This window comes from Nocardia sichangensis (genome assembly GCF_047200615.1).
Taxonomy (GTDB): Bacteria; Actinomycetota; Actinomycetes; order Mycobacteriales; family Mycobacteriaceae; genus Nocardia; species Nocardia sichangensis.
In genome coordinates this window covers 209,206-228,979 of the sequence record NZ_JBJZOK010000011.1, presented here as the reverse complement: position 1 = coordinate 228,979, position 19,774 = coordinate 209,206, and the positions used below count along the sequence as shown (strand labels likewise).

Annotated in this window: 20 protein-coding genes; 5 read left to right on the top strand and 15 right to left on the bottom strand. The window is 68.0% G+C overall.

What is annotated here, in order from left to right; translation table 11 throughout:
* The 7 genes from ACL03I_RS18145 to ACL03I_RS18115 all read right to left on the bottom strand — a co-directional run.
* A partial coding sequence (locus ACL03I_RS18145) for an acetyl-coenzyme A synthetase N-terminal domain-containing protein (RefSeq protein ID WP_412806524.1) occupies positions 1-219 on the bottom strand: 219 nt, incomplete at its 3' end.
* 51 nt (positions 220-270) lie between these two features.
* The gene (locus tag ACL03I_RS18140) at positions 271-1,908 is read right to left on the bottom strand and encodes a solute symporter family protein (RefSeq protein WP_355078338.1); all 1,638 of its coding nucleotides are present in this window, start codon (positions 1,906-1,908) and stop codon (positions 271-273) included.
* Positions 1,905-2,261, bottom strand: coding sequence for a DUF485 domain-containing protein (locus tag ACL03I_RS18135; protein ID WP_355078337.1), 357 nt, complete (start codon positions 2,259-2,261; stop codon positions 1,905-1,907). Before ACL03I_RS18135 ends, ACL03I_RS18140 begins: the two co-directional genes overlap by 4 nt.
* A gap of 153 nt (positions 2,262-2,414) precedes the next feature.
* A complete protein-coding gene (locus ACL03I_RS18130; protein ID WP_355078336.1) occupies positions 2,415-4,169 on the bottom strand; it encodes a sodium/solute symporter in 1,755 nt (584 codons plus the stop codon).
* 139 nt (positions 4,170-4,308) lie between these two features.
* The gene (locus tag ACL03I_RS18125; protein ID WP_355078335.1) at positions 4,309-4,674 is read right to left on the bottom strand and encodes a hypothetical protein; all 366 of its coding nucleotides are present in this window, start codon (positions 4,672-4,674) and stop codon (positions 4,309-4,311) included.
* Positions 4,671-5,468, bottom strand: coding sequence for a LytR/AlgR family response regulator transcription factor (locus ACL03I_RS18120; RefSeq protein WP_364430606.1), 798 nt, complete (start codon positions 5,466-5,468; stop codon positions 4,671-4,673). Before ACL03I_RS18120 ends, ACL03I_RS18125 begins: the two co-directional genes overlap by 4 nt.
* 393 nt (positions 5,469-5,861) lie before the next feature.
* Positions 5,862-7,058 carry a sensor histidine kinase gene (locus ACL03I_RS18115; RefSeq protein WP_355078333.1) on the bottom strand — a complete coding sequence of 399 codons (1,197 nt, stop codon included), beginning with the start codon at positions 7,056-7,058 and terminating at the stop codon, positions 5,862-5,864.
* Positions 7,059-7,552: 494 nt separating this feature from the next.
* Between ACL03I_RS18115 and dnaE the strand changes: the two genes are divergently transcribed.
* Entirely contained in the window at positions 7,553-11,101 is a 3,549-nt protein-coding gene (dnaE, locus tag ACL03I_RS18110; RefSeq protein ID WP_355078332.1) for a DNA polymerase III subunit alpha, read from the top strand.
* A 334-nt stretch (positions 11,102-11,435) separates the two neighbouring features.
* Here dnaE and ACL03I_RS18105 read toward each other — a convergent pair whose 3' ends face one another.
* Positions 11,436-12,605, bottom strand: coding sequence for an epoxide hydrolase family protein (locus tag ACL03I_RS18105; RefSeq protein WP_412806523.1), 1,170 nt, complete (start codon positions 12,603-12,605; stop codon positions 11,436-11,438).
* A gap of 285 nt (positions 12,606-12,890) precedes the next feature.
* Entirely contained in the window at positions 12,891-13,214 is a 324-nt protein-coding gene (locus tag ACL03I_RS18100) for a rhodanese-like domain-containing protein (protein ID WP_356967711.1), read from the bottom strand.
* 85 nt (positions 13,215-13,299) lie between these two features.
* On the opposite strand from ACL03I_RS18100, the gene ACL03I_RS18095 reads away from it, so the two are divergent.
* Positions 13,300-13,761: a MarR family winged helix-turn-helix transcriptional regulator gene (locus ACL03I_RS18095; RefSeq protein ID WP_412806522.1), complete on the top strand. Its 462-nt coding sequence runs from the start codon at positions 13,300-13,302 to the stop codon at positions 13,759-13,761.
* A 314-nt stretch (positions 13,762-14,075) separates the two neighbouring features.
* On the opposite strand, the gene ACL03I_RS18090 is transcribed toward ACL03I_RS18095, so the two are convergent.
* The 3 genes from ACL03I_RS18090 to ACL03I_RS18080 all read right to left on the bottom strand — a co-directional run bounded on the left by ACL03I_RS18090 (position 14,076) and on the right by ACL03I_RS18080 (position 15,351).
* Entirely contained in the window at positions 14,076-14,276 is a 201-nt protein-coding gene (locus ACL03I_RS18090) for a hypothetical protein (protein WP_355078323.1), read from the bottom strand.
* Positions 14,277-14,625: 349 nt separating this feature from the next.
* Positions 14,626-14,982 carry a hypothetical protein gene (locus tag ACL03I_RS18085; RefSeq protein ID WP_412806521.1) on the bottom strand — a complete coding sequence of 119 codons (357 nt, stop codon included), beginning with the start codon at positions 14,980-14,982 and terminating at the stop codon, positions 14,626-14,628.
* A 117-nt stretch (positions 14,983-15,099) separates the two neighbouring features.
* Complete coding sequence (locus ACL03I_RS18080) at positions 15,100-15,351, bottom strand: hypothetical protein (RefSeq protein ID WP_412806520.1); 252 nt, start codon at positions 15,349-15,351, stop codon at positions 15,100-15,102.
* A gap of 161 nt (positions 15,352-15,512) precedes the next feature.
* Between ACL03I_RS18080 and ACL03I_RS18075 the strand changes: the two genes are divergently transcribed.
* Positions 15,513-16,406, top strand: coding sequence for a helix-turn-helix domain-containing protein (locus tag ACL03I_RS18075; RefSeq protein ID WP_364430583.1), 894 nt, complete (start codon positions 15,513-15,515; stop codon positions 16,404-16,406).
* Positions 16,403-16,612 carry a DUF397 domain-containing protein gene (locus ACL03I_RS18070; protein ID WP_412806519.1) on the top strand — a complete coding sequence of 70 codons (210 nt, stop codon included), beginning with the start codon at positions 16,403-16,405 and terminating at the stop codon, positions 16,610-16,612. The genes ACL03I_RS18075 and ACL03I_RS18070 overlap by 4 nt, the downstream gene beginning before the upstream one ends.
* 77 nt (positions 16,613-16,689) lie before the next feature.
* Here the strand turns inward: ACL03I_RS18070 and ACL03I_RS18065 are convergent, their stop codons facing one another.
* Together ACL03I_RS18065 and ACL03I_RS18060 are read right to left on the bottom strand one after the other, a co-directional pair.
* On the bottom strand, positions 16,690-17,886 hold the full coding sequence (locus ACL03I_RS18065) for a Cmx/CmrA family chloramphenicol efflux MFS transporter (RefSeq protein WP_412806518.1): 1,197 nt from the start codon (positions 17,884-17,886) through the stop codon (positions 16,690-16,692).
* A gap of 73 nt (positions 17,887-17,959) precedes the next feature.
* Positions 17,960-18,532 (bottom strand): TetR/AcrR family transcriptional regulator, encoded by a 573-nt coding sequence (locus tag ACL03I_RS18060; protein ID WP_412806517.1) that lies wholly within the window; start codon positions 18,530-18,532, stop codon positions 17,960-17,962.
* Positions 18,533-18,688: 156 nt separating this feature from the next.
* Here ACL03I_RS18060 and ACL03I_RS18055 point away from each other — a divergent pair, with 156 nt between their 5' ends.
* A complete protein-coding gene (locus ACL03I_RS18055) occupies positions 18,689-19,090 on the top strand; it encodes a hypothetical protein (RefSeq protein ID WP_379255678.1) in 402 nt (133 codons plus the stop codon).
* A gap of 4 nt (positions 19,091-19,094) precedes the next feature.
* On the opposite strand, the gene ACL03I_RS18050 is transcribed toward ACL03I_RS18055, so the two are convergent.
* The gene (locus tag ACL03I_RS18050) at positions 19,095-19,712 is read right to left on the bottom strand and encodes a class I SAM-dependent methyltransferase (protein WP_412806516.1); all 618 of its coding nucleotides are present in this window, start codon (positions 19,710-19,712) and stop codon (positions 19,095-19,097) included.
* Positions 19,713-19,774: the final 62 nt, after the last annotated feature.

Here is a 19,774-nt window from a genome sequence, read left to right as displayed (position 1 = left end):
GCCGCCGACGAACCATTTCGCCACCGGAGCCTCGCTCCAGTCCAGCACCTGGGTCCACGGCTGCTCCCAGTGCAGCCTGCGAGCCTGTTCGGCCCAGAACTCCAGCCGATCGGACCGCGCCCGGTCGTACAGCGCCTCGCTCGCGTTCGCCTGGGCGGCGAACTCCGCGGCGGGCGGGTAGGCGGTGGTGTCGCGGTCATCGGTGGTTGCGCTGGTCACGCGAGATCTCCTAACGAAAGAACAGAGGGGACGAGGAATGCCGGGCAGTGCTCAGTGCACCACCGCCTTCTCGGCGCCGACGCCGGTGAGCGAGCGGACTTCCATCTCCGCGGCCTTGGCCGGGTCCTCGGTCTTGCCTCCCACGAAGGTGCCGATGATGCCGAGCAGGAACGCCAACGGGATGGAAACGATGCCCGGGTTGGACAGCGGGAACCAGTCGAAGTCCGAACCGGGCAGCATGGCGGTCTTGCTGCCGGACACCGCGGGGGAGAACACGATCAGCACGATCGTCGAGATCAGGCCGCCGTACATGCTCCACAGCGCGCCGGTGGTGTTGAACCGCCGCCAGAACAGCGAGTACAGGATGGTCGGCAGGTTCGCCGACGCCGCGACCGCGAACGCCAGCGCCACCAGGAAGGCGACGTTCTGGCCGTTGGCCAGGATGCCCAGCGCGATGGCCAGTATGCCGATCACCACGGCGGTGATCCGGGAGACCCGGACCTGTTCGCGCTCACCGGCTTTCCCGCGCTTGATGACATTCGCGTAGATGTCGTGGGCGAACGACGCCGACGCCGTGATGGTCAGGCCCGCGACCACCGCGAGGATGGTGGCGAAGGCGACCGCCGAGATCACCCCGAGCAGCACCACGCCGCCGAGTTCGAAGGCCAGCAGCGGCGCGGCCGAGTTCTGCCCGCCCGCGGCCGCGAGGATGCGATCGGGCCCGACGATCGCCGCCGCGCCGTAGCCCAGGACCAGGGTGAACAGGTAGAACGCGCCGATCAGGCCGATGGCCCAGACCACCGAGCGTCGCGCCTCTTTGGCGGTGGGCACGGTGTAGAAGCGCATCAGCACGTGCGGCAGGCCCGCGGTGCCGAGCACCAACGCCAGGCCCAGCGAGAGGAAGTTGAGCTTCGAGGTCTCGCTGCCGCCGTACTGCGCGCCGGGTGCGAGCACGTCGCGTGCGGCGACGGCCTTGTTCGCCGAACCGGAGACCGCTTTCTGCGCGGAGCCGAGGATCTCGGAGAAGTCGAAACCGAACTTGGCGAACACCATGACGGTCATCAGCGCCGCGCCCACGATCAGCAGCACGGCCTTGATGATCTGCACCCATGTGGTGCCCTTCATGCCGCCGACCAGGACGTACACGATCATCAGCACGCCGACGACGGCGATCACGATGGACTGCCCGGTCTTGTCGGTGACATCCAGCAGCAGCGCGACCAGCCCGCCCGCGCCCGCCATCTGCGCGAGCAGGTAGAACAGCGACACCGTCAGCGTGGACAATGCCGCGGCGGTGCGCACCGGGCCTTCCTTCAGCCGGAAGCTCAGCACATCGGCCATGGTGAATTTGCCGGTGTTGCGGAGCATCTCGGCGACCAGCAGCAGCGCGACCAGCCAGGCGACCAGGAATCCGATCGAGTAGAGGAATCCGTCGTAGCCGTAGACCGCGATGGCGCCCGCGATGCCGAGGAAGCTGGCGGCCGAGAGGTAGTCGCCCGCGATGGCGACGCCGTTCTGCGGACCGGAGAAGCCGCGCCCGCCGGTGAAGTAGTCGGCGGCGGTGGCGTTGTTCCGGCTGGCGCGGATCACCACGATCATCGTGATCGCGACGAAGACGCCGAAGATGGCGATATTGGCGACCGGGTTGCCGACGGTCGCCGCCGCGGCGTAGGTGTGCACGGTGTTCATGCCCGGTCTCCCTCGAGGTAGCCGCGGATTTTCGCTGCGCGCGGATCCAGTTCCCGGTTGGCGAACCGGACGTACAGCGCGGTGATGGCGAAGGTGGAGACGAATTGGCCGAGGCCGAGCAGCAATCCGGCGTTGATCTCGCCGAAGACGGGGCGGCTCATGAAGTCGTGCGCGTAGGCGCCGAGCAGGACATAACCGAGGTACCAGAGCAGGAACAGCGCGGTCATCGGAAATACGAAGCGGCGCAATCGCGTTCGCAGTTCCTGGAATTGGGGGCTCGCCTGGACTTCGGCGAATTCTGCTGCGCTCGGCGCTCGCCGCCCTGCGGTGTCGTCGAGTTCGGTACTGGTCATGATGGTCCTACCAAGTGACGTGGCTTACTTCTCGAGGACGGTAAGCCAGGGATAGGGGCCACCAGTAGGCTGTGGTGTGGGTCACTCCGTGAAGGTGTCCGAATCTGCGGTGAGCGGTCGGTACGGCGCGACGAACGGTCGGCGCGGGCCCGCTCAGTCCGAACGCAGGCTGCGCTCGCGGTCAGCGCCCATGCCCAAGCGCTCCGGCGCGTGCATCCGGACGAAGATCCGGCTCACCGTCCTCGCGCCGAGCCCACGGGTGAACGAACTCACCAGCACCATGGTGGCGAACGCCAGCGGCACGCTGATCGCCGCGGGATAGCTCAGCAACGCGGCGGGCCAGCCGCCCGCCACGTCGTCGGAGAAGCCGCCGGTGACCGAGACGGCGGTCGCGGCGCCCGCCGCGAGCCCGCCCGCGACCAGACCGGCCGCCGCGCCCGTCGCGGTCAGCCCGCGCCACCAGATGCCAAGGACCAGCAGCGGGCACAGCGTGGAGGCGGCCACGGCGAAGGCCAGGCCGACGGTGCGGGACAGATCCAGCGACACCACCGTCAGCGACAACGCCAGCGGTACCGAGCCCGCGACCAGTGCGGCCGTGCGGAAGTCCCGGATGCGCCCGCGCAGCATGTCGGTGCTGAGCACGCCCGCGATGCTCACCAGCAGTCCCGACGAGGTGGACAGGAACGCGGCGATCGCGCCCGCCGCGGCCAGCGCCGCGAGCAGCTGACCAGGCAGCCCCGCGACCACCGACCCGGGCAGCAGCACCACCGCGGCGTCGGAGGTTCCGGTGATCAGCAGTTGCGGCACGTACAGCCGGGCGAAAACGCCCAGTAGGACGGGGAACAGATAGAAGAGGCCGACCAGGCCGATCACCGCAAGCGCGGTCGTGCGCGCGGCCCGCCCGTCGGGGTTGGTGTAGAAGCGCACCAGCACGTGCGGAAGGCCCATGGTGCCGAGGAAGGTCGCCAGGATCAGCGAATAGACCTGGTAGCTGGGATGCGGACCGCCGAGTCCGCCGCCCGGCGTCAGCCAGCCCGCGCCGTCGGCGGGGGCGCCGGCCACCACCGGCACCGCCGCTCCGGCCTCGAGCACCAATCGCGTCCCCGCCGCCAGTTCGTGCGTGCCGGGCGTCAGCGGCACCGTGCCGTCGACGGCGTGCTCGTCGATGGTTCCCGTGATCGAAACCTGTTGCGGTGCACCGACCCGCACCACCACGTCGGTGGTCACGTCGACGGTCGTACGTTCGGACACCACCGGCGGTGCGGGCGCGCCGAGCTCCCGTTGGTCGGCGAGGAAGTGCCCGAGCAGCACCAGCGCGGGCAGTGCCACCGCGGTCAGCTTCAACCAATACTGGAACGCCTGGACCAAGGTGATCGAGCGCATCCCGCCACCCACCACATTGGCGATCACGATCGCGCCGACCGCCACCGCGCCCACCCAGTCCGGCACCCCGAGCAGGATGTGCAGCGTGAGTCCCGCTCCCTGGAATTGCGGGATCAGGTACACCGCGCAGATGAGCACCACGACGGTGGCCGCGAGCCTGCGCAAACGCACCGAGCCCAAACGGAATTCGGCGAAGTCGGGCACCGTGTACGCGCCGGAGCGGCGCAGCGGCGCGGCGACGAACAGCAGCAGCGCCAGGTATCCGGCGGTGAAGCCGACCGGGTACCACAGCGCGTCCGCGCCGTATTTCGCGATCAACCCGGCGACCCCGAGAAACGAGGCGGCCGAAAGGTATTCGCCGGAGATCGCGGCCGCGTTCCAGCGCGGCCCCACGCTGCGGGAGGCGACGAGGAAGTCCGAGGTGGTGCGCGCGAGCCGCACGCCGTACGCGCCGATCGCGACGGTCGCCAGGGCCGCGAGGATCAGCGCCGCGACCGTCAGCGCGGGGGCCGTGCCGGAGGTCATGACATACCGATCTCGAACGCGGCGCGCGTGTTCTCGGACCAGGTGCACCGATACGCCGAGCGACGAACGAAGCCCGTCGGACCGGAGCGCATCGATACCGTGGTCCGCGCCGCGGCAGGCATTCGGGCCGGTCGCACCGTCAGTCCTCGGCCAGTTCGAGGAAGTCCTGTTCGTTGCGTTCGGCCAGGCGCACGTAGGTCCGGCCGATCAGGAACAGCAGCGGGTACACGGCGCCGCCGAGCAGCAGCCAGGGCAGCCGGATGCCAAGCACTGTGAACGAGCCGATCGAACCGATGCCGAACAGTATGGGCAGCGCGCACAGCAGCGCGATCGTCACCAGGCCCACGCGCAGCGCGAGCCCGAGTTGCGCGCGGATCAGGCCGCCGATGAGCGCCTCGCCGAACTCCGTCTGCTCGGCGACCTCGACTCTCGTGCGCACTCGCCGCGCGCCGCGTCGTTCGGAGAGCACCACGCGCTCGCGCGCCGGACGCTGCGGCGCGGTCACTGATTGCCCCAGTGTTGCCGGGGCCTGTGCACCAGCCGCTGTTTCAGTTCACGCACCTGCCTTCGGCTCACCGGCAGTTCGACCGCTTGCGCGTCGCCCTCGGCCCGCAGGCACACCACCGTGCCGGAACCTATCGTGCGCAGCCCGGTGACCAGCCGCAACGCCACCAGATACGAGCGGTGCACCCGCAGGAATCCCGCGTCGTGCCAGCGTGCTTCCAACGCCGACAACGGGATCCGCACCAGATGCGATCCGGCGCTCGTGTGCAGCCGCGCGTAATCCCCGTCGGCTTCCACCCAACTCACGCTCGACCTCGGTACCAGCGTGGTCACTCCGCCCAGTTCCACCGGGATGACCTCGCTCGGATCGGCGCGCTCGTCGGCGGCAGGCCGGTGCGGCGCGCTGCGGGACGCCGCGATCCGCCGCACCGCCTCGGCGAGCCGCGCTTCGCGCAGCGGCTTGAGCAGGTAGTCCACCGCGCCCAGATCGAATGCGGCGATCGCCCGGTCGTCGTGGGCGGTCACGAACACCACGGCGGGCGAATTGGCGAACTCCGACAGGATGCCCGCCAGCTCCATACCGTCCAGGCCGGGCATGTTGATGTCCAAAAACACCGCGTCCACGGGATGAGCGCGCAGCACCCGCAACGCGCTGGTGGCATCGCCCGCCGCGTGGATCTCCCCGATCTCGGCCCGTGCGCGCAGCAGATACACCAGCTCGTCCAGAGCGGGCTTCTCGTCGTCCACGGCGAGCACGCGCAGCGCGCCCGCCGGCTTGCCGGTAACGCGGGTCACAATCGCTCCATCGTAAGGGGCTCGCGCTGGGCAGCCGAGCCGGTGCTGTCGGCGTGATGCTGCCTACTCGTGTGCGTCCGCGTTCGAGCCGGGATGCCTGGTGGGCACGGGCCCGTGCTTCGAGGCGTTGCATGGGTGGTCTCGTGCCTGCGTCCGGGCGTTGCGTGTGCCGGTTTCGTGGGTGCGGGTACCCGAAGGCCTCACGCAGTACGTACACCACGCGTTCCTTGGCGGTGAGCGTTCCATGAGCGTGAGCATGGCGATCGACACCGATTCGCGTTGTTGGAGGAATTCTTGGCCGCAGCGGTCAGCGGCCGAACCGACGAGCTGGTGCGGGCCCGATGTGCGTTGTGGGCGCGAGCTGTCCTGCTTAGGGCGCGTCGCGCGCCGGTTTCACGGCCGGATGCCCGCGCGGAATTTGGGAACCCGCAGGCTGACCTTCGTGCCCGCGCCCGGCGCGGTCTCCACGACCAAGCCGTAGTCGTCGCCGAAGGCCGCGCGCAATCGGTCGTCGACGTTGGCCAGGCCGACGTGCGCGGCCTCTCCGGAGCCCGCGGGGCCGGTCCCGGTGTCGACGGCGTCCAGCGCGCCGGAGCGTAAGAGGTCCGGGTCCATGCCGACGCCGTCGTCCTCGACGCTGATCACACAGTCGGTGCCCGCGTCGGTGGCGACGATGCTGACGGTGCCGCCGTGGGCGGCGCCCGCCAGTCCGTGCCGCACCGCGTTCTCCACCAGCGGCTGGAGCGCGAGGAAGGGGAGGACCACGCCGAGCACCTCGGGCGCGATCCGCAGCCGGACCTGGAGGGCGTCGCCGAAGCGGGCGCGTTCCAACGCGAGGTAGCGCTCGATGTTGCGCAGCTCGTCCGACAGCACCGTGAACTCGCCCGCGGCGCGGAAGGAGTAGCGGGTGAAGTCGGCGAACTCGAGGATCAGCTCGCGGGCCCGCGCCGGATCGGTGCGGACGAACGAGGCGATGGTGTTCAGCGCGTTGTAGATGAAGTGCGGGCTGATCTGCGCCCGCAGCGCGCGCACCTCGGCCCGGTCCAGCCGGGCCCGCGACGCGTCCAGTTCGGCCAATTCGAGCTGCCCGCAGGCGTACCGCGCCACTTCGGCGACCGCACCCAGCCGCCCCGGCCCCGGCTGCCCGGTATTCACGACGCCCAGCACACCGGCCACGCCGTTGGATTCGATCAGCAACGGTTGCGCTATCAGCGTGCGCCCGGCGTGTTCGCCGCGGCCGGGTCCGGCGACGAGTACCGGACGCTGGCCCGCGACGGCGCGTTCGGCGGCTTCGCCGAAGTACTCGGCCAGTTCGGCGTGCGGCCCGTCCCAGGCGAGCACCGTGCCGTCGGCGTCGGCCAGCGCGAGCGCCTCGGCGCCGGTGAGCGCGCGCAGATGGGGCGCGGCTTCCCGCGCGGACTCCTCGGTCAGCCCGCGCCGCAGCGGAACCGCCGCCAGCGACGCGGTGTGCAGCGCCGAATGCACCGCCCGCTCGGCGGGGGTGGTCACCACTCTGCGGGTGCGCGACCAGATCAGCAACGCACCGGCGATCAACGCGGCCGCGGCCACGACGGCCAGCGCGGTGGTCATGGCGGGCAGCGGCGCGGGGACTTCATGGGCCGATTATCGCGGTGCTCCGATCGCGTGCGGCAGGTGGCGGCCATGTGGTGCGGACGCGGGTGCGCATCCGATCAAGACAGCGCCTGCGCGAACGGGCCGAATCCGGCAATGGGGGCGCGCCGCGGGCGCAGTGCGGCTTGCCGGGAGTTTCGTTCCGGATCGTGTGCGGCATGGTGACGGCCGTGAATACGGGCGGGCCACCGGGCGCGGGCGCTCACGACAGTCGATCGAGACGGCGGTCGCCCGACGGGCCGAGTCCTCGGGGTGTTCCGGCATTCGGCACGATCGCGACACTCGCGGAAATCGGCCGCTCAGACGGCGAGTCGCCAGGACGCGCCGGTGATCTTCCCCACCGACACGCCGGGTGCCCGAGGAGCGTCCGCGAGCCGTTCCGAACCAGTCGGTGCGCCCGCCTAGAATCGGTCCAGCCAACCCCCGTCGAGACCTTGGGAGGAAGGACCGTCTTGGCCGCCTCGTCCGGATCGTTCGTCCATCTGCACAACCACACCGAGTACTCCATGCTCGATGGGGCGGCGAAGATCTCGCCACTGTTCACGGAGGCGAAACGGCTGGGGATGAACGCGGTCGGGATGACCGACCACGGCAACATGTACGGCGCGTCGGAGTTCTACAACTCGGCCAAGAAGCACGACATCAAGCCGATCATCGGCATCGAGGCCTACATCGCGCCCGCCTCGCGGTTCGACACCAAGCGCGTGCAGTGGGGCGATCCGAGCCAGAAGGGCGACGACGTCTCCGGCTCCGGCGCCTACACGCACATGACCATGGTCGCCGAGAACGCGACCGGCCTGCGCAACCTGTTCAAGCTCTCCTCGCTGGCCTCCATCGAGGGCCAGCTCGGCAAGTGGGCGCGCATGGACGCGGAGATCATCGCCCAGTACGCCGAGGGCATCATCGCCACGACCGGCTGCCCCTCCGGCGAGGTGCAGACCCGTCTGCGTCTCGGCCACGACCGTGAGGCGCTGGAGGCCGCCGCGAAGTGGCAGGAGATCTTCGGCAAGGACAATTTCTTCCTCGAGGTCATGGACCACGGCCTGTCCATCGAGCGCCGGGTGCGTGAGGGGTTGCTGAACGTCGGCAAGCAGCTGGGCATTCCGCCGCTGGCCACGAACGACTGCCACTACGTCACCAAGGACCAGTCGAGCAACCACGAGGCGTTGCTGTGTGTGCAGACCGGCAAGACGCTGTCGGACCCCACCCGGTTCAAATTCGACGGTGACGGCTACTACCTGAAGTCCGCCGAGGAGATGCGCGCGCTCTGGGAAGCCGAGGTGCCCGGCGCGTGCGACAACACGGTGCTGATCGGCGAGCGGGTCCAGTCCTACGACGACGTGTGGGCCTTCAAGGACCGCATGCCGGTCTTCCCGGTGCCCGAGGGCGAGGACCAGGATTCCTGGTTGCGCAAAGAGGTCGACCGTGGCCTGGCGCGCCGGTTCCCCGGCGGCGTGCCCGAGGAGTACTACACCCGCGCCTACTTCGAACTCGACGTCATCAAGCAGAAGGGCTTCCCCGCCTACTTCCTCGTCGTCGGCGACCTCGTCAAGCACGCGCGGGAGGTCGGCATCCGGGTCGGTCCCGGCCGTGGTTCGGCGGCCGGTTCGCTGGTGGCCTACGCGCTCGGCATCACCAATATCGACCCGCTGCCGCACGGCCTGCTGTTCGAGCGGTTCCTCAACCCGGAGCGCCCGTCCGCGCCCGATATCGATATCGACTTCGACGATCGCCGCCGCGGTGAGATGGTCCGCTACGCCACCGAGAAGTGGGGCACCGACCGCGTCGCCCAGGTGATCACCTTCGGCACGATTAAAACCAAGGCCGCGATCAAGGACTCGGCGCGCGTCCAGTTCGGCCAGCCCGGTTTCGCCATCGCCGACCAGATCTCCAAGGCGCTGCCGCCGCCGATCATGGCAAAGGACATCCCGCTGTCGGGCATCATGGACCCCGATCACGAGCGGTACAAGGAGGCAGCCGAGGTCCGCGAGCTCATCGGCAGCAACCCGGATGTGGCCAAGATCTACGAGACCGCGCGCGGTCTGGAGGGCCTGATCCGCAACGCCGGTGTGCACGCCTGCGCGGTGATCATGTCCTCCGAGCCGTTGATGGACGCGATCCCGGTGTGGAAGCGGCCCCAGGACGGGGCGATCATCACCGGTTGGGACTACCCGTCCTGCGAGGCCATCGGCCTGCTGAAGATGGACTTCCTCGGCCTGCGCAACCTCACCGTCATCGGTGACGCGCTGGACAACATCAAGGCCAACCGCGGCATCGACCTGGACATGGACAACCTGCCGCTGGACGATCCCGCGACCTACGAATTGCTCTCGCGCGGTGACACGCTGGGCGTCTTCCAGCTCGACGGCGGCCCCATGCGCGACCTGCTGCGCCGCATGCAGCCGACCGGCTTCAACGACATCGTCGCCGTGCTCGCGCTGTACCGGCCCGGCCCGATGGGCATGAACGCGCACAACGACTACGCCGACCGCAAGAACGGGCGGCAGCCGATCAAGCCGATCCATCCGGAGCTGGAGGAGCCGCTCAAGGACATCCTCGCCGAGACCTACGGCCTGATCGTCTACCAAGAGCAGATCATGTTCATCGCGCAGAAGGTCGCCTCCTACTCGATGGGTAAGGCCGACGCGCTGCGCAAGGCCATGGGTAAGAAGAAGCTCGAGGTGCTCGAGGCCGAATACAAGGGCTTCCACGAGGGCATGACCGCCAACGGCTTCTCCGAGGCCGCGGTGAAGGCGCTGTGGGACACCATCCTTCCGTTCGCCGGCTACGCGTTCAACAAGTCGCACGCCGCGGGCTACGGCCTCGTCTCGTTCTGGACCGCCTACCTCAAGGCCAACTATCCGGCCGAGTACATGGCGGGCCTGCTCACCTCCGTCGGTGACGACAAGGACAAGGCCGCGGTCTACCTGTCCGACTGCCGCCGTCTCGGCATCACCGTGCTGCCGCCGGACGTCAACGAGTCCGAGCAGAACTTCGCCTCGGTCGGCAAGGACATCCGCTTCGGTCTCGGCGCGGTGCGCAACGTCGGCGCGAACGTCGTCGCCTCGATCATCCAGGCACGCAAGGAGAAGTCGAAGTTCACCGACTTCTCCGACTACCTGAACAAGATCGACGCGATCGCCGCGAGCAAGAAGGTCACCGAATCGCTCATCAAGGCGGGCGGTTTCGACTCCCTCGGGCATCCGCGCAAGGGTCTGATGCTGATCCACTCGGACGCCATCGATGCCGTGATGGCCACCAAGAAAGCCGAGGCGATGGGTCAATTCGACCTGTTCGGCGGCTTGGACGCGGACGAGTCGGTGACCTCGGTGTTCAACGTGAAGGTGCCCGAGGACGAGTGGGAGTCCAAGCACCGGCTCGCGCTGGAGCGGGAGATGCTCGGGCTGTACGTATCCGGGCATCCGCTCAACGGCGTCGAGCACGTGCTCGCCGCGCAGGCCGACACGCAGATTCCCGCCATCCTGGAAGGCGACATCAAGGACGGCACTCAGGTGACCGTCGGCGGCATCCTGGCCTCGGTGAACCGGCGCATCAACAAGAACGGTCTGGCCTGGGCCTCGGCGCAGCTGGAAGACCTCACCGGTGGCATCGAGGTGCTGTTCTTCCCGCAGTCGTACTCGGTGTACGGGATGGACGTCGTCGAGGACGCCGTGGTGCTGGTCAAGGCGCGCGTCTCGGTCCGCGACGACCGGATCTCGTTGATCGCCAATGATCTCGCCGTGCCCGACCTCTCCGCCGTCGGCGTGGCCAAGCCGCTCGCGGTCACCGTCACCACCCGCATGTGCACACCGGACAAGATCGGCGAACTCAAGCGCGTCTTGTCCAGGCACCCCGGCACGTCGGATGTCCATATCCGGCACGTCGGCGCCCGAGACAAGACCACACTGCTGAAACTCGATGAGCGCCTGCGCGTCTCACCGTCGTCGGCACTGATGGGTGACCTGAAGGCGCTGCTCGGTCCGGGCTGCCTGGCGAGCTGATCGGCGGATTCCGCACCGTCGGGTTCGGGTCGGCGGTCGGGCTGTCCGGCGGTTGTGTGACCCGCAGCGATGCCGGCCCGCTCGCGCCGTCGTCGGGCGGCGTGGGGCCGGTGCGATCGACCCGACAGCCGCGATGTCGCCGCAATCCGAAAGCAACAGTGTCGGCGCATCCGCCGATGCGCCGACACCACGGACCCCGCCGGATCCAGCCCGGCCGCGATCAGCCGCCTGTATCGCCGATCGGCCGCGTGCCGGCCTCACGTGCGCTTCGCCGCGGCGCGGAGACGGAACGGCACCCGTCAGGGCGAATGGTCACCGCTCCCGCTGTGAGCGATCACCGTTGAGCGGCAAGGCAAGCTCGTCGAGCGGCGCGGGCCTCGGCGACGAACAGTTCTGGTTGTTCCCACGCGGCGAAATGACCACCGCGCGCGGGCTGTCCCCAGTGCACGATGTTGGTGAAGCGCTTGGCTGCCCAGCGCTGTGACGGGCGGGGCACCTCGGCGGGGAACACGCTGCCGGCGGTCGGCACTCTGATCTGGTCGCCGACCGCGGTGGTGAACCACTCGGTGACTTCGGTGATGCTCTCCCAGTAGAGGCGAGTGGAGGAAGCGCCGGTCGCGGTCACCCAGTAGAGCATCACGTTGTCCAATACCCGGTCGCGGTCCAAGACGGTGTCGAGGTCATCTTCGTGGTCGCTCCAGGTCCAGACCTTCTCCATGATCCACGCGCACAGCGTGGCCGGTGAGTCCAGTAACCCATAACCCAGAGTTTGCGGGCGCGTGGCGTGGACCGCCGAGTAGGCGGATCCGGTGCGGGTGCGTTCCTCGAGATCGCTGAGCGCACGCCGTTCGGCCTCGGTGAGGTGCGCTTCGTTGTGCTCGGGTGCGGCCAGCGGTGGGATGAGGTGCAGGCCGAGCAGTCTGTGCGGTTGCTGCAACGCGATGCTGGTGGAGATGCTGCTGCCCCAGTCGCTGCCTGCGGCTATGAACTTCTCGTAGCCGAGCTGGGTCGTCAACTCGGCCCAGGCATGTGCGATGCGATGGATGCCCCAGCCCGGCTCGGTGGGACGACCGCTGAAACCGTAGCCCGGCAGGGACGGCGCGACGACGTGGAACGCGTCGGCGGGATCGCCGCCGTGCGCTGCCGGATCGGTGAGCGGGCCGAGGACTTGCTCGAACTCCAGGAACGAGCCGGGCCAGCCGTGAGTGAGGACGAGCGGGACGGCTTCCGGATACGGAGAACGAACGTGGAGCGCGTGTATCGGCACGCTGTCGATCTCGGTGACGATCTGCGGAATTCGGTTCAGCCGCGCTTCGGTGGCCGACCAGTCGTATTCGTCGGCCCAGTACCGGCACAGCTCTCGCAGATACGACAGCGGTACACCTTGGGACCAGTCGGTGACCGGCTCACGCTCCGGCCACCGGGTGCGACGGAGCCGTTCGCGCAGGTCACGCAGATCAGCCTCGGGGATATCGATCCGGTAGGGACGAACGCGGTCGGTCATGGTTGTTCTCTCTGCTCTGCCGGTTGAACGGTTTTCACCAGTTGGCGCGCCAGGCCCAGGTAACGGAGTTCGATCCCGACGCCTCCGGTGCGGGGAATCCGCATCCGAGCGGATCACCACATGAACTCGGCGGCAATGGAACCGACCCCCGTCCATTGTCCAGCCACCCCTCGGCAGCGCGGTCCGGCTCTACGCTCGGTCAGGCCCGCGTTCCATCCGTGCGGTCCGACTACCGGATGCCCGGCGGCCCGAAAGGATCCGTCCGCCGGACACCCTCGGATGCGTTCAGCTCTCGACCGGAAGTCCGGCGTCGGTCCAATCCTGGATGCCTTCACGGTACTTCCGGACGTTGGTGTAGCCGAGTGCCTCCAGCTTGGTGGCCACGTGCTGGCTGTTGGCGCAGGCGGCATTCGAGCAGTAGGTGACGATCGCGGCGTCCTTTGCCGGAAGGAGTTGCGGGGCTTTGGTTTCCACGTCGGCTTCGACCAGGTTGAGCGCGCCGGGAAGATGCGCTTTGGCGTAGTACTCGGCGCCGAGCGCGTCGATGACGGTCACCGAACCCGCCTCGATCTGCTCGGCGAGTTCCTGGCGCGTGATCAGTTCGGTCATGGCAGTGCCTCCTTCAGGGGAAATTTATGTGCGTGCGCACGCTATTATATGTGTGCGTGTGCACGCAACTGGTATGCTTCGATTCGTGCCGAATTCCGTGAGCCGTTCCCACCCGGCCGTCCGCGCGTGGTCCGCGCTGCTTCAGGTACACGCCAAGCTGGTGCCGGAGCTGGACGCGGAACTACGTCGCGCCACCGCGCTGCCACTGACCTGGTACGACGTCCTTCTGGAACTCGACGGACCGCAGGGGCTGCGGGTGAGCGATCTCGGCGAACGGGTCGTGCTGAGCCGGACGCGGGTGAGTCGCCTGGTCGGCGAACTGGAGTCGCACGGCTTGGTGCGCCGTGAGCCCAATCCGGACGACGGGCGTTCAGCGTTCGTGAGCATCACCGAGGCTGGTCGGCAGCGGCTGCGGGCGGCGGCTCCGCACTATCTGACCGGGATCGAACGCCGGTTCAGCGGCCTCAGCCCGGACGAACTCCGAGCTCTGGCCGGGGCGCTACGCAAGGCGCTGGGCCCAGCCGACCTGTCCGATCCGAAGCGCTAGCGAGCCGGTCGCCGCCGCCATCATCGCGCTGGCACCGCGCGCGGTCCTGTTCCTGTGCTGCTGCCGCCCGGCGCTGACGCCCGATCGGCTGACCGGCGCTCGAAGCCCCTCGATCAATCCCTGGCCGACGCCATCGGGCCGGGCGCAGTGGCCGCCCAGGGCCTCGCCGAGGCAGAACGGCTCGAATGCCACAGGCCGCGGCGCGGCTGGGAGCGCACACCGGTGGCATCGAGGTGCTGTGCGCACCGGCCGCTGCGTTGGCGGCGACTTCGAGGCGCTACCCAGCCCGGGTCGACGCGGCGGGTCGTGCGCGGTCAGGAATGGAGCCACTGCTCGATCTGCTCCAGATTCGCGGCGGAGATGACGACGTCACCGTTTTCGGCGTCCAGCAGCTTCCAGTCGTGCGGTGACACCGGATCGCGCACCAGAAAGTAGCCCGCTCGCGTGGCGCGGTCGGTGAGGTCGCGGAATCGCTCGGAGTTCGGATCCGGTGCGGCCGCTGCGGTTCGATTCATGAGGGATTGCTCCATGGGCGGTGTTGTCGTGCGGAATCCGGCGTGATGCGCCCGGCGGCGACCAACGCGGCGAATGCGGCGCGCTTTCTGGCGCAGTCGTGATCGCGGTGTAACTGCATGGCGTGGTGTGCTGCGGCGACGGTCAGCGGCTGGGCGGGTGCGGCGCATGTCCACGCTTCCGGCCACCGGACCGGGCGCGAATGACTCTGCGAGCGAGTCGGTTTGCGCCGAGGAGCGAATCGGCGCGGCTGATCGGTCGGCCACACGCACCCGACGCCGAGCAGCGCCGCGCCACATCCCGCGAATACCGTCACGATGCTCGACAGCAGGGCCCATATCCCCACGCGGCTCACCGCTGGCAGCCGTCGCCGGAACCGGTGCGCAGGTCCTCGGCGAGCTCGTGCAATCCGTCCAGAACCTGCTGGAACGTCCAGAGTTCCGGTGCGGTGTCGGGGTGCGGCAGGTCGTCGGTGTGGTCGGTAGGGAACGCGATACCGCGCCGGTGAGCGCGTTCACGCGGGCTCGACTCCTGTGGCACGATCCGGCCGCGCCGTACCAAGGTGTAGAAGGCGACCCACTTCCACGCGCACCGATCGACCCGGCATCCCCGGTGCCGCCGCATAAGCCGGTGCGCCAACTCGACGTCGGCCGAGCCGCAGATTATCGGCGGCGCGACCACCACGCCGCCTTCCTTCTGATTACGCACGATCTTTCCTATCCCTTCCTGCCCAGTCGGGCTGGTGATGTCATGAGTGGCACATGGCTGCGGCATTTCGCGAGTGGGCTCTCCATCATGTGCCGCTGATCTTGAATCTCGGGGCCGTCACGGCTGGTGGTTGACGGGTGCTTGCGTCGCCAGGGTGTTTCGGCCGTGGTGGGTGATTTCGTAACGGTTGATTCGGGGCCCGGTCACGATGAGTTCTTGGCTGACGAGGTTCGCCAGGGCTTGGCGGGTCTTCCATTCGGTGAGACTGGCCGACACTTTGATCTGATATGCGGTGAGCATCCCTCCGTAGCTCAGCACCCGCAGGATTCGGACTTGCGCGGCGGAGAGGCTTCCATGTTGCTGGGCCATGCGGCTATGTTGCAGCACGCGAACAGCATTCAAACGGCTAAAGCGGACGGTCCGAAGAAGTCGGCCATCCGCCCAGAGCCCGGACCGGTCCACAGATAGTCAGACGTCCGAAACGGACCGACGTTTGGGCCGTTTCGGACCGAGCAGGGAAAAGGGGAGCGATGGGGAAGGATGATCAGCCTGGTTCGACACTGCCGCGTCGGCAGCTCGGCCGGGCGCTGCGGGAGGCGCGCGAAGGTGCCGGGTTCACGCTCGAGCGAGCTGCCCAGCTCATGGAGATGGGCAAGACTTCGGTCGGCAGAATCGAGAAGGGGCAGAACGACAAGGTCAAGCTGCGCGACGTGGAGGCGTTCGGCAAGTTGTACGGACTCGGCTCGGAGCGGATCGAAGAGCTGAAAACCCTTGCACAGCAAACCGCTACAAAGGGGTGGTGGCACGCATCGCATCACCTGATTGCGCCTGTATTCAAAACATATCTCGGGCTCGAATCCGGCGTATCAGATCTGTCGGTCTACCAGTCGATGATTATTCCCGGCTTGCTGCAAGTGGCTGACTACGCGAGGTGTATCGAGCGGCCGTATTACGCGGATGACACGCAAGAAGAACTCGAACGTCGTGTGCTGCTGCGATTGCGTCGAGCGGCGATTCTGACCCGGAAGTACAGCCCGGTCGCAGCCGATTTCGTTGTGCACGAAAGTGTTCTGCATACGATCGTGGGATCGAATGCGGTCATGTCTGCGCAAGCGCGACATATGGCTGACATGAGCACGCTGCCCAATGTTACGTTGCGAATACTGCCGTTCTCGGCTGGTTTTCCGGTGGATGAGGGCCCGGTCCAGCCGTACATCATCCTCAACTTTCCGTTGAGCAGCCGAGAGTTTGGGACGGAGCCACCTGTGGTCTACGCCGAAACCTTCACAGGATCGATGTTTTTCGAGGACAGTATTGATGTGAAACGATATCGCGAGATTCACGAGGCCCTTCAGCGCGCCGCGCTCGAGGAGAAAACGTCGAGAGATCTGCTCAGGCAGATGGCAAGGAGATACGAACAGTGACCATCGGCCTAGATAACGCACAGTGGCTCAAGTCATCGCGTAGCACTTCGGCACACGAATGTGTCGAAGTTGCTTGGCTCGAGGCAGGGCATGTCGGTGTTCGCGATTCGAAGAACCCAACCGGCCCGACGCTGATCTTCGCGCCGGGCCAGTGGGATGTCTTTGCCTCCGGCATCCGTGACGGGAAGTTCGACCGATCGGCTTGAACTGGATTCCCGCCGCGAACAACAGCGGCCCCGCACCCGAGCAACGCATGGTCGGGCCAGGGCCGCTGACGGAGCTATCAGTTCACCTCCGCCAGGGTCGGGGCAGGTGTGTCGACCGACGCGCGTGAAACCTCCTTGCGGTGCAGCGCGTGGCTGCAAGCGACGACGGCGAGGGCGGCGAGGCCGAGAATCACGCCGATCCAGGCGACCGCCGGGTAGCCGAGGCCCGCGCTGATGGCCAGGCCGCCGAGCCAGGGGCCTGCGGTGATGCCGACGTTGAACGAGGAGATGTTGGTGGCTCCCGCCAGGGTGGGCGCGTTGCCCGCGAGGGTGAAGACGCGGCTGTTCAGGGTCGGGTTGATGCCGAAACCGAAGGCGCCCAACAGGAACGACAGCAGTACGACGGGGACGGTGTGCTCCATCGTGAGGGCGAGTAGCGCCGAGGTGAGCACGCCGCCGGTAATGCCGACGTACAGGCTGGTCAGCGGGTGATTGTCGGCGGTGCGCCCACCGATGACGATGCCGAGGAACGCGCCGAGTCCATAGATGCCGAGTACCGCCGGAATCCAGCCGTCCGCCATGCCGGTGGTGCGGGACAGCAGAGCGCCGAGGTAGGCGAAGGTGACCATCAGGGCGGCGATCGCGAGCGCGGTGGTGGCATAGGAAAGCCAGAGCGCGGGGCGCATCATCGTGCGCAGTTCGGTGCTCAGGCGTAGCGGCGCGTCGGTCCGTCCGCCGGGGATCTTCGCCAGCACGCCGATCCCGGCCGCCGCCGACAGCAGCGCGACCGCCCAGAACGCCGCGCGCCAGCCGAGTTGTTGTCCGATCACGGTGCCCGCCGGAAGCCCGATGATGATGGCCAAAGTGAGCCCGCCCGCGACGATGCTCATCGCCTTGCCGCGCGCCGTGGGCGGCACGAGACCGATCGCCGTTGTCGCGGCAACCGCCCAGAACCCGGCGTAGACGAACGCGCCGACGACCCGCGTGGCGAACAGCACCCAGTACTCCGAGGTGAGCGCTCCGACGACATGAGTGCCGACGAACACCGCGAGGAAGGTGAGCAGTGCGGTGCGCCGCGACCAGCGCAGTGTCGCCACCGCCAGCACCGGCGCGCCCACCAGCATGCCCAGTGCGAAGCCCGAGATGAGCAGGCCCGCGCGCGGCACGGAGACGCCCAGGTCTGCGGCCATCTCGGTGAGCAGGCCCGCGAGCATCAGCTCCGAGGTGCCCTGGGCGAAGATCGACAGACCCAGGACGTAGATCGCCACGGGCATCGGTACCTCCTTATTTTGTACTGATCTATCCAAAATTAGGGCGCGGCAAGGACGTCGCCGAAGCCGACAAGTCTCAGAGGGCGTCGAGGGCGGTGGTCGCGATGGCGGCGAGCGTCTCGCGGTCCGCGCCGCCGCGTGCGGCCACCCGCATCCCTCCGATCGTGGCGATCACGAAGTGCGCCAAGGCGGTCGGTTGTTTGTCCGGCGCGATCTCACCGGCGCGCCTGGCCGTCTCGAACATGTCCGTCAGCACGGCGAGTCGTCGCTGGTAATCGGTGGCGAGAACGGCGGCCAGTTCGGGGTCGCGCGGGGCCAGTTCGATCGTCGAGTTGACCACGAGGCAGCCGAGTGGGTCCTCCTCCGGGGCATCGACGATCTGCCACAGCAGGGTGCGGATCTTGGCACGCACCTCCGTCTCGCTGTCGAGCAGGTCGAACGTCGCGGCGTTCTTGGTCGCCATGTAGCGGCGCAGGGCGCGGCCGAACAGGTCCCGCTTGCTGGTGAAGGTGTTGTAGATGCTGCTGCGGCCAAGGCCGGTCGCTGCGCAGAGGTCTTCGGTGGAGGTCGCCTCGTATCCCGCGCGCCAGAACGCGTGCATCGCCGCGTCCACCGCGCGATCCTCGTCGAAGGTTCTGGGTCGTGGCATGGGTTTACGCTAGCACAGTTTTGAACAGCTCGTTCCAATATACTTCGAAGGGCCTTCTGGCCAGCGTTGTTCCGGAGTCCAAGCGGCTGTTAAGCGTCCGATAGGCGGGCTCGCGGATAGTTCTGAGCGAGTCCACTCCAGGAAACGAGGATCATCATGCAAGCCATCCTGCGCACCCTGCGCCTGCTCGTTCTCGGCGTCACGCTGTTCGTGCCCGCGTTCGCCGTCGCGACGGTCGGCGCGGGCGCCGCGAACGCGGGCGCGGTCGAGTTGATCGAGTTCGCGCCGGGAAGCGATCACGCGTCGGTCGGCGGAGCGGTCGTGCGCGGCGACGCCGACACCTACGTGCTCGAGGCGCGGGCGGGGCAGACCCTGACCACCGAACTCATCTCGGTCGAGGGCAACGCGCGGTTCAGCGCCACCGCCCCGGACGGACGCGTGCTGTGCGCCGAGGAGACCGGGAGCCGGATCACCTTGCCGCAGAACGGTTACTACACGATCTCGGTAGCGCCGAGCCGGGGCAACGCGACCTACACCTTGTCGGTGCGCATCGTCTGAGTCCTCAGGGCGACATCGCGACACCGAGCGTCTGGGCGACCAGGAAGCGGGGAGCGTGCTCCCCGTAGAACGACTCGGCGTCGCGGATCTCGAAACCGGCGTCTGTCACCAGGCCGCGAATGTCGCGGTTGAGGTGGCAGCCGCCGAACAGTCGTTTCTGGACCGGGTTCAGCCGGTTCTGCCACGCCCGCACCTTCTCGTCGGGCGCAAGCCCATGCTCGACGAAATGCAAGGTCCCGCCGGGGACGAGCACCCGGCGCACCTCGGTGAGCGCGGCGGCGATGTCGGGGATGGTGCACATCGTCCAGGTCGACAGCGCGCAGTCGAAGGCGTCGTCCGGGAAGGGCAGCGCCTGCCCGTCCAGCCCGGCCCGCTCGACCGGCACGGTGGCGGCGGCGACGCGTTCGCTCGCCAGCCGCCAGCCGAGATCGGCGGGCTCGACCGCGCGCACCGACGCGACCCCCGCCGGGTAGAACGGGACGTTTAGTCCCGAACCGAAACCGAGTTCCACGACCTGTCCGTGCAGTCCGGCACACACCTGCTCGCGCAGCGGAGCCAACTCCCGCAACCCGCAGGACCGGTTGACGATCCGCGGCAGCACATACTCGGCATAGGCACCCACGTCTTCACTCTGACAGGCATCGCCCATTGCGGACAGGGCTACACGGCCCCAGCCCGACAGAT

Bases quoted from the DNA above. Each gene is read 5' to 3' on its own strand.
- ACL03I_RS18140 (WP_355078338.1), bottom strand. From the start codon at position 1,908: ATGAACACCGTGCACACCTACGCCGCGGCGGCGACCGTCGGCAACCCG.
- ACL03I_RS18135 (WP_355078337.1), bottom strand. From the start codon at position 2,261: ATGACCAGTACCGAACTCGACGACACCGCAGGGCGGCGAGCGCCGAGC.
- ACL03I_RS18130 (WP_355078336.1), bottom strand. From the start codon at position 4,169: ATGACCTCCGGCACGGCCCCCGCGCTGACGGTCGCGGCGCTGATCCTC.
- ACL03I_RS18115 (WP_355078333.1), bottom strand. From the start codon at position 7,058: ATGACCACCGCGCTGGCCGTCGTGGCCGCGGCCGCGTTGATCGCCGGT.
- ACL03I_RS18105 (WP_412806523.1), bottom strand. From the start codon at position 12,605: ATGACCGACCGCGTTCGTCCCTACCGGATCGATATCCCCGAGGCTGAT.
- ACL03I_RS18100 (WP_356967711.1), bottom strand. From the start codon at position 13,214: ATGACCGAACTGATCACGCGCCAGGAACTCGCCGAGCAGATCGAGGCG.
- ACL03I_RS18090 (WP_355078323.1), bottom strand. From the start codon at position 14,276: ATGAATCGAACCGCAGCGGCCGCACCGGATCCGAACTCCGAGCGATTC.
- ACL03I_RS18080 (WP_412806520.1), bottom strand. From the start codon at position 15,351: ATGGCCCAGCAACATGGAAGCCTCTCCGCCGCGCAAGTCCGAATCCTG.
- ACL03I_RS18075 (WP_364430583.1), top strand. From the start codon at position 15,513: ATGGGGAAGGATGATCAGCCTGGTTCGACACTGCCGCGTCGGCAGCTC.
- ACL03I_RS18065 (WP_412806518.1), bottom strand. From the start codon at position 17,886: ATGCCCGTGGCGATCTACGTCCTGGGTCTGTCGATCTTCGCCCAGGGC.
- ACL03I_RS18060 (WP_412806517.1), bottom strand. From the start codon at position 18,532: ATGCCACGACCCAGAACCTTCGACGAGGATCGCGCGGTGGACGCGGCG.
- ACL03I_RS18055 (WP_379255678.1), top strand. From the start codon at position 18,689: ATGCAAGCCATCCTGCGCACCCTGCGCCTGCTCGTTCTCGGCGTCACG.